We start from the raw sequence: 6,429 nt of genomic DNA, 5'->3' as shown, positions 1-6,429 counted from the left end.
TGATCATCCCCCGCTCGCCCTCGTGCCGACGCACGCACCAAGGGCAATGTTCTCAGCACAGGGGGTAGGGTCAAAATTGCGCGCCGATTACCCCCAGCAAGGGGTCAAAATTGCATGCCGGTTCACATTCTTGAGCGCATCATATTGCTTGAGAACATCATCCTTGGTCGGCTCCAGGACGCAATCGAGCCGGCGCAGCACAACGAGCGGCAGCATAACGCGCCGATACTGCGGCGGCCGGTAAGGACCTCGAAGCTTGTTGGCGACGGCCCAGATTTTTTCTGAAAGGTCCTGGTGCGTTTGTGCGGGCATTTAATCAGCCTATATTTTCATCGGAAATTTGAAGAGAGACTTTCGTCATTGGCCAGCCGGCCGCGTTCAGTTCCTCGGCCTCGGTCTCGAGCTGCCGGATTTGAGCGCGAAGCTTTCGCGCTTTTTCATATTGCTTCTCAAGCTGCTGTTGCTCGCTCGCGCTCGGAACCATCACGCGGAATTTCTTGAGGTCACCCATGGAGACCATCGGGACCGTCATCCCCGTTGCAAGCGACTGCAGGAGCCCCTGTCCTAGCGGCGATGACAGGTAGCGATAAAGATCGAGCGGTCTCACCGGACTGCTGTCGCGCAGACGCAAAATTACGAACGCCTGCGAGGGCAGCCAATTTCTGGGCCCGTGCTGCTCATGAACTACGCCGACCGCGCCAATGCGCCCGCGCACGGACAGGAGAACGTCTCCTTTCTCCACCCGCTGACGCTCGGCCTTGGCGAGGTTCCGGTCACTCACCGTTACAAGCTTGGCGGGCTGCCGAATGGTGCCGTCAGCCTGAATGTCCTGCAGGCCAATCTCGGCAAAGGAGCGCGCCGCGTCCCCTTCTTCCCCGGCTATAGCTTGCGGCCTGATGATCTCGGCAATGTCGGCAAGATCGAGTGTCTTGGTTTCCTCAAGCAGCGATGCGACCTGCTGTTCTTCGGCACTGCGCACGTAACGGTCAGCCGAAATGTTGAAATCGTTCTGCGCAATCCGCTCGTACGTGGCGGCTGCGGAGCAATGGGTGCTGCGGCGGTTGAGAACGATCGAGGCAATCTGCTCCACGGGATCGAGAGGAGTCTTGGACTTTGCGCGGGCCTTGCGGCCAAGGTCATCCGAGGCATCGACGAACAGCACGTCGCGCACATGTTGCTGGGTCTCGAAGATCAGCACCGATGATTGGACATTGGCGTTGGGGGCAAAGGCGTCCCGCGGCAGCCTGATTACGGTAGAGAGAATGCCGCTGCGGACGAGCTTCTCCTTGTAGTCGCGTTCCCCTCCCGAGGTGCGAAAGAGAAATGCCTCGGGAAGAATGACCACCAGGCGACCCTTGGTCTGCGCGATGAGGTGAGCGACCTGGGCGGTCTCTCCGTAGTGGAAGCGGTGCGGGAAGCGGCCGTAAGGATCGAGCGTTGCCTCGTCCTTGAGGCGCAGCCCGAAGCTCGTGATCGCGGCGGAATGTTTGAACTGAACGAGTTTCCGGCCATCCAGCCAGGCCGGCTGACGGATGGGATCGCCCACACGCATTTCGAGCTTCCAGTCTCCCAGATAGGCAAAGAGGGCCAGGATGCGGGCGGTGTCGGAATTGCCGAGTTCGCAGCGGACATGCCACCCGGCGCGTGCGAGGAACAGCGGCATCCAGCCCGAAGTGTCGAACGGGCAGTAGAGGGGATGGCTATCGGGCTTGCCGAGAAGCTTCTCGATAAGCCGGGCCATGTATTCCGGCCACTTGAAATAACCGATCGGCGTGTCGCGCATCGCCGTCTGTGGAGCCGTGGCCAGGAAGTCGAGGAAGGCATCGATGAACGGCCTCCCCTCGGGCGAGGACAGGATCGGGAGAAGCGGTCGCAAGGTCTGAAGGGTCTCCTCAAGGAGGCCCGGCTTAAGATCGAAGATGCGTTCCCTCGGTGCAGGGGGAAGATCGAGCTCGTGTGACAGCTCGATCCGCAACTGCTCCCATGCACGCCAGGTGAGGGTGTCTGGCCCCTGCCTGATCGAGGAATGCGGCCGGAGGCTTTCGCGCTTGGTGATGGCGACCAGCTCCAGAATCGTCTCAAGGGCGTAGTTCGGACTGATGCCCGCCCGGGCCCAGGAAGGGGCAAGGGCGCCATAGAGCTGGGAGGGGGTCGGAAGGGCGAAGGTCAATGCCGGCTCCTTTTCGAACGGCGACCTTTTCGGCGCACATAACTGTCGAGACGATAGGTCGTGATCAGCGCTTCTCCATCTTCGACGACAACAATGCCCCCCTTATCCAGCGCTTTCTTCGCTGTACGCTCAAAGCCACGAATAGCCTCGAGAAGGCGCCCGAGACCCTTGCGGTTAAGGACGACCTTGTCCTGGTTCGGCTCGCCGAACTGTCGTGCGAATTCGAGGAGCTCGAGGTTGATGCCTCGCTGGGACATACGCTGCTGAAGGTGTCGGGTTCTGGCCATATTCGCCTCCGTCTACGGGCGCAATATGGAAAGTCATCGCAAAATAGTCAACTACTGATTTTTTTTGTTTTGACTGACTTTTTTGGCAGCACTCCAGGAGCCGAGATTTGGAACAAACCGCCAACAGAGCGAAGCGAAGCGCTCCAAAGTGGTTGCTAATTGGTTGCTAATCGCGGAATGTTCACCTGGTGCGGACAGGACACGCACCACCTAACCCATTGAAATCGTTGGTGCGGACGGTGGGAATCGAACCCACACGGCGTTGCCGCCTCAGGATTTTAAGTCCTGTGTGTCTACCAGTTCCACCACGTCCGCTTTGCCCGGCTCAGGCTGGTCAGGGGCGCCTTTATGGGGCGGTTCGGGCTAGCTATGCAATGCCCTCGCCGGGATGCGTCGCCCATCGCCATGCCGAATTGCCGCCAGCAGCAGCACATAGAGCAACAGGCCGTTGAATGTGTGCCACAAAAAGTGCGTTCCGACACCGCGGCCGCCGCGCATGATCCAACGACAGACCTCCAGATCGATGGTGCGGAAGGTCATTGAAATGAGGAACAGGGCCGCGCCGGCAAAAAGATACTTTGCAGCTGGATGACGTTGCAGCAGCAGCACGGCGCCCACCAAGACGAGTGCGATGAAGGCCGGCGTATAGCCGAGAGTGCCATTGAAGCAGCGCTTGCCGGCGCCGCGCGTCATCGGCAGCAGCTCGTTCGAGCAGGGAATGCCCTGCGCGTACTTGACTGCGAAAAAGAAGCTGATCAGTGCAGCGATGACTATCATCCACGGCGCGCCAGCAAAGCGGCGTAGCGCATAGCCCAGGTAGCTGAGCATGAAAAGCGAAATGGGCACGGTGTCGAAGGGAATGGACCACACGGTTGCGTAGGTGTGGAACATGAAACTGCCGATGCCGATGCCGATTACGAGCATGATCATCACGCGCTCGAAAAGCGCGTTCGCACGTGCCGGGCTGGCGAGGCGCTCCCATACGATAATGACTGCGAGGATGGCCGCGGTGCTCAGCGCGGCAACATTTAACGTGCTTTCCAGCGAGGCGCGGCGCGCAATGTTCATCACGTAGCCGCCCATCGCGATCGTGATGATGAGGATCGCAACCAGCCATTCGAGCGCCGAGCGATCGGAGCGCGGGGCGCGCGCAAGCTGCCAGCCGGCAATGAGACCGGCGATGATGAAAGCCCCGTTCGAAATAGCATTGAGCGGCTCGGCCCAGAACGAAGGGTCGGCGCCACGTTCGCAATAGCTATAGACCTTGCTCCAATCCATGCGGGCTCAGAGGCGATAGAGGGCAGCAGCGGCTTTGCGTCCGCGCACGCGCTTGACGATCGAGGCCATCAGCGATCGAAGATGAGCTCGCACATAGCCGCGCACGCCGAACTGCTGGAGGCGATAGCGGAACTGAGCGGCTGCGTCTCGCCCCGGCGCGGCACCCTTGAAGCGGGCGCGCGCGGACAGCTTGCGGTCGCGTCCCATAGTATCGATTTGTGATGAGCCGAAAACGTCCGGCTCCACCGGAGGCGGCAAGACCCCGTAGGTGTTGAGGCCAAAGCGCCAGGGCCGACGCATGTCCTCATCGACGGGGAGCGTGCGCTTTTCGATGGACTCGGCGAATTTGATCGCTCCCGTGCGGTTGATGAGATATGCGCCCGTGCCGTTCGGGACGGTCCAGTAACGGACCAGTTCGCGGCCGTTGCCGAGCGGGGCGATGGGCTGCACGACCGATTTCGTCGCGTTAGACAGCCGGATGATGTCCCAATCGCCAACTGCGCTCACCGCGGCTTCTATGGTGGGGACCAAGTCATCCGATAGCTGCACGTCATCTTCGAGGATGAGAGCGAATTCGGTGTCGCTGTCCTCGAGCAGCCGATGCAGCCGCAGATGGCTCGCATAGCAGCCGATCTCACCGGGCGTGAAGGCCGGCTCGTGCTGCGTGTTGCCGTCGAAGAACTGATCGCGCAGGTCGGCCTCTAGATGCCTGCCGTCCACCGCCGCGAAGCGTTCGAACGCCAAGCCGACGCGATCACATTCGGCGATCATGCGGGTGAGGCGATCACGGTCGCGGTCGAGGTTGATGACGAACACCCACATGCCTCGCCCCGCCTCGACCTCACCCACGACAACCTAGTCCTTCTTCTCCGGCGCGACGACGCGAATATGCAGCTCACGAAGCTGCTTGGGCATAACTTCGGAAGGCGCACCCATGAGGAGATCGTTGGCCTGCTGATTCATCGGGAAGAGAGATATCTCGCGCAGGTTCTTGGCGCCGACCAGCAGCATGACGATGCGGTCGATGCCGGCAGCCATGCCACCGTGCGGCGGCGCGCCATACTGGAAGGCGCGATAAAGTCCGCCGAAGCGCTCCTCGACTTCCTTTTGACCAAGGCCCGTGATCTCGAACGCCTTCACCATCGTGTCGGGGCGATGATTACGCACCGAGCCTGAAGCGATCTCGAAGCCGTTGCAGACGATATCGTACTGATAGGCCTTGATCTTGAGGCGATCCTCGTCGCTGCCGGCGGCGTTCAGAGCTTCCAGTCCGCCCTGCGGCATCGAGAACGGATTGTGAGAGAAGTCGATTTTCTTGTCGTCCTCGTTCCACTCGTAGAACGGGAAGTCGACGATCCAAGCGAGCGCGTATTTGCCCTCGTCGATCAGCTTCAGCTCTTCGCCGATGCGGGCGCGGGCCTCGCCAGCGAACTTATAGAAGCGCGCGGGATTGCCTGCCGCGAAGAAAACCGCGTCGCCTTCCTTGAGGCCAAGCTGCGTGCGGATCTGCTCGGAGCGCTCGGGGCCGAGGTTCTTGCCGACGGGACCGGCCGCCTCGTTCTCGCGATAGAAGATGTAAGCAAGACCCGGCTGACCTTCGCCCTGCGCCCACGAATTCATGCGATCGCAGAAGGCGCGCGAGCCGCCGCCCGGCGCGGGGATCGCCCACACGCGGACCTTGGGATCCTTTTCGATCATGCCGGCGAAGATCTTGAAGCCCGAGCCGCGGAAGGCTTCCGTCACATCCTGCATCTCGATCGGGTTGCGCAGATCCGGCTTGTCCGAGCCGTATTTGGCAATCGCCTCATCGTAGGGGATGCGCGGCCAGCCGTGGGTAACTTCCTTGCCGGCGGCGAACTCGTCGAACACGCCCGTAATGACGGGCTCCATCGCGGCGAAGATGTCTTCCTGCTCGACGAAGCTCATCTCGACGTCGAGCTGATAGAACTCACCCGGGAGGCGGTCGGCGCGGGGATCCTCGTCGCGGAAGCAAGGCGCGATCTGGAAGTAGCGATCAAAACCCGAAACCATCAGCAGCTGCTTGTACTGCTGTGGTGCCTGCGGCAGTGCGTAGAACTTACCAGCATGAATGCGCGAGGGGACAAGAAAGTCACGCGCGCCTTCAGGCGATGACGCCGTCAAAATCGGCGTCGAGAACTCGAAGAAGCCGCCTTCCACCATGCGCTTCCTGATCGAAGCGACGATGGCGAGACGCTGCATGATGTTCTTGTGCAGTGTCTCGCGGCGCAGATCGAGGAAGCGATACTGCAGACGCAGGTCTTCGGGATAGTCGGGCTCGCCGAACACCGGAACGGGGAGCTCCTTTGCCTGCGAGAGCACCTCGATCTCAGTGGCGAACAGCTCCACCTCGCCCGTCGGCAGCTCAGCGTTGACGGTGCCTTCGGGGCGCTCGCGCACCGTGCCATCGACGCGGATGACCCATTCGGAGCGCACGCTCTCCGCCGTCTTGAACGCCGGACTGTCGGGATCGGCGACGACCTGCGTGATGCCGTAGTGGTCGCGCAAATCGATGAACAGCAGCCCGCCGTGGTCGCGCACGCGATGCACCCAGCCCGACAGGCGCACCGATTTGCCGATGTCGGAGGCGCGCAGCGCACCGCACGTGTGCGAGCGATAGCGGTGCAGCGCGGTCTCCGCCGTGCCCGCAACTGCCTGTTTCGCCTTAGCTTTCGC

At 61.3% G+C, this 6,429-nt stretch carries 6 protein-coding genes and 1 tRNA gene; all 7 read right to left on the bottom strand.

The features are described 5' to 3' along the window. Window positions 1–87: 87 nt before the first annotated feature. Window positions 88–312 carry a type I restriction-modification system subunit M N-terminal domain-containing protein gene (locus NDB2M4_RS06090; RefSeq protein WP_083555854.1) on the bottom strand — a complete coding sequence of 75 codons (225 nt, stop codon included), beginning with the start codon at window positions 310–312 and terminating at the stop codon, window positions 88–90. Window positions 313–316: 4 nt separating this feature from the next. Next, the gene (locus tag NDB2M4_RS06085) at window positions 317–2,170 is read right to left on the bottom strand and encodes an N-6 DNA methylase (protein ID WP_072371472.1); all 1,854 of its coding nucleotides are present in this window, start codon (window positions 2,168–2,170) and stop codon (window positions 317–319) included. Continuing rightward, a complete protein-coding gene (locus tag NDB2M4_RS06080) occupies window positions 2,167–2,457 on the bottom strand; it encodes a hypothetical protein (RefSeq protein ID WP_072371469.1) in 291 nt (96 codons plus the stop codon). The genes NDB2M4_RS06085 and NDB2M4_RS06080 overlap by 4 nt, the downstream gene beginning before the upstream one ends. A 228-nt stretch (window positions 2,458–2,685) precedes the next feature. Further along, window positions 2,686–2,772, bottom strand: a tRNA-Leu gene (locus tag NDB2M4_RS06075). 48 nt (window positions 2,773–2,820) lie between these two features. After that, on the bottom strand, window positions 2,821–3,735 hold the full coding sequence (locus NDB2M4_RS06070; protein WP_072371466.1) for a hypothetical protein: 915 nt from the start codon (window positions 3,733–3,735) through the stop codon (window positions 2,821–2,823). A 6-nt stretch (window positions 3,736–3,741) separates the two neighbouring features. Beyond that, the gene (locus NDB2M4_RS06065) at window positions 3,742–4,557 is read right to left on the bottom strand and encodes a glycosyltransferase family 25 protein (protein WP_139247094.1); all 816 of its coding nucleotides are present in this window, start codon (window positions 4,555–4,557) and stop codon (window positions 3,742–3,744) included. A gap of 33 nt (window positions 4,558–4,590) precedes the next feature. Continuing rightward, window positions 4,591–6,381: an aspartate--tRNA ligase gene (gene aspS, locus NDB2M4_RS06060; RefSeq protein WP_072371949.1), complete on the bottom strand. Its 1,791-nt coding sequence runs from the start codon at window positions 6,379–6,381 to the stop codon at window positions 4,591–4,593. Between the last annotated feature and the right edge of the window lie 48 nt (window positions 6,382–6,429).

The organism is Hyphomicrobium sp. NDB2Meth4 (genome assembly GCF_900117445.1).
Classification (GTDB): domain Bacteria; phylum Pseudomonadota; class Alphaproteobacteria; order Rhizobiales; family Hyphomicrobiaceae; genus Hyphomicrobium_A.
Note: the sequence above shows the minus strand (reverse complement) of the source record. Positions and strands in the feature narration are given on the sequence as shown.

Bases quoted from the DNA above. Each gene is read 5' to 3' on its own strand.
- NDB2M4_RS06090 (WP_083555854.1), bottom strand. From the start codon at position 312: ATGCCCGCACAAACGCACCAGGACCTTTCAGAAAAAATCTGGGCCGTC.
- NDB2M4_RS06065 (WP_139247094.1), bottom strand. From the start codon at position 4,557: ATGTGGGTGTTCGTCATCAACCTCGACCGCGACCGTGATCGCCTCACC.
- NDB2M4_RS06080 (WP_072371469.1), bottom strand. From the start codon at position 2,457: ATGGCCAGAACCCGACACCTTCAGCAGCGTATGTCCCAGCGAGGCATC.
- NDB2M4_RS06070 (WP_072371466.1), bottom strand. From the start codon at position 3,735: ATGGATTGGAGCAAGGTCTATAGCTATTGCGAACGTGGCGCCGACCCT.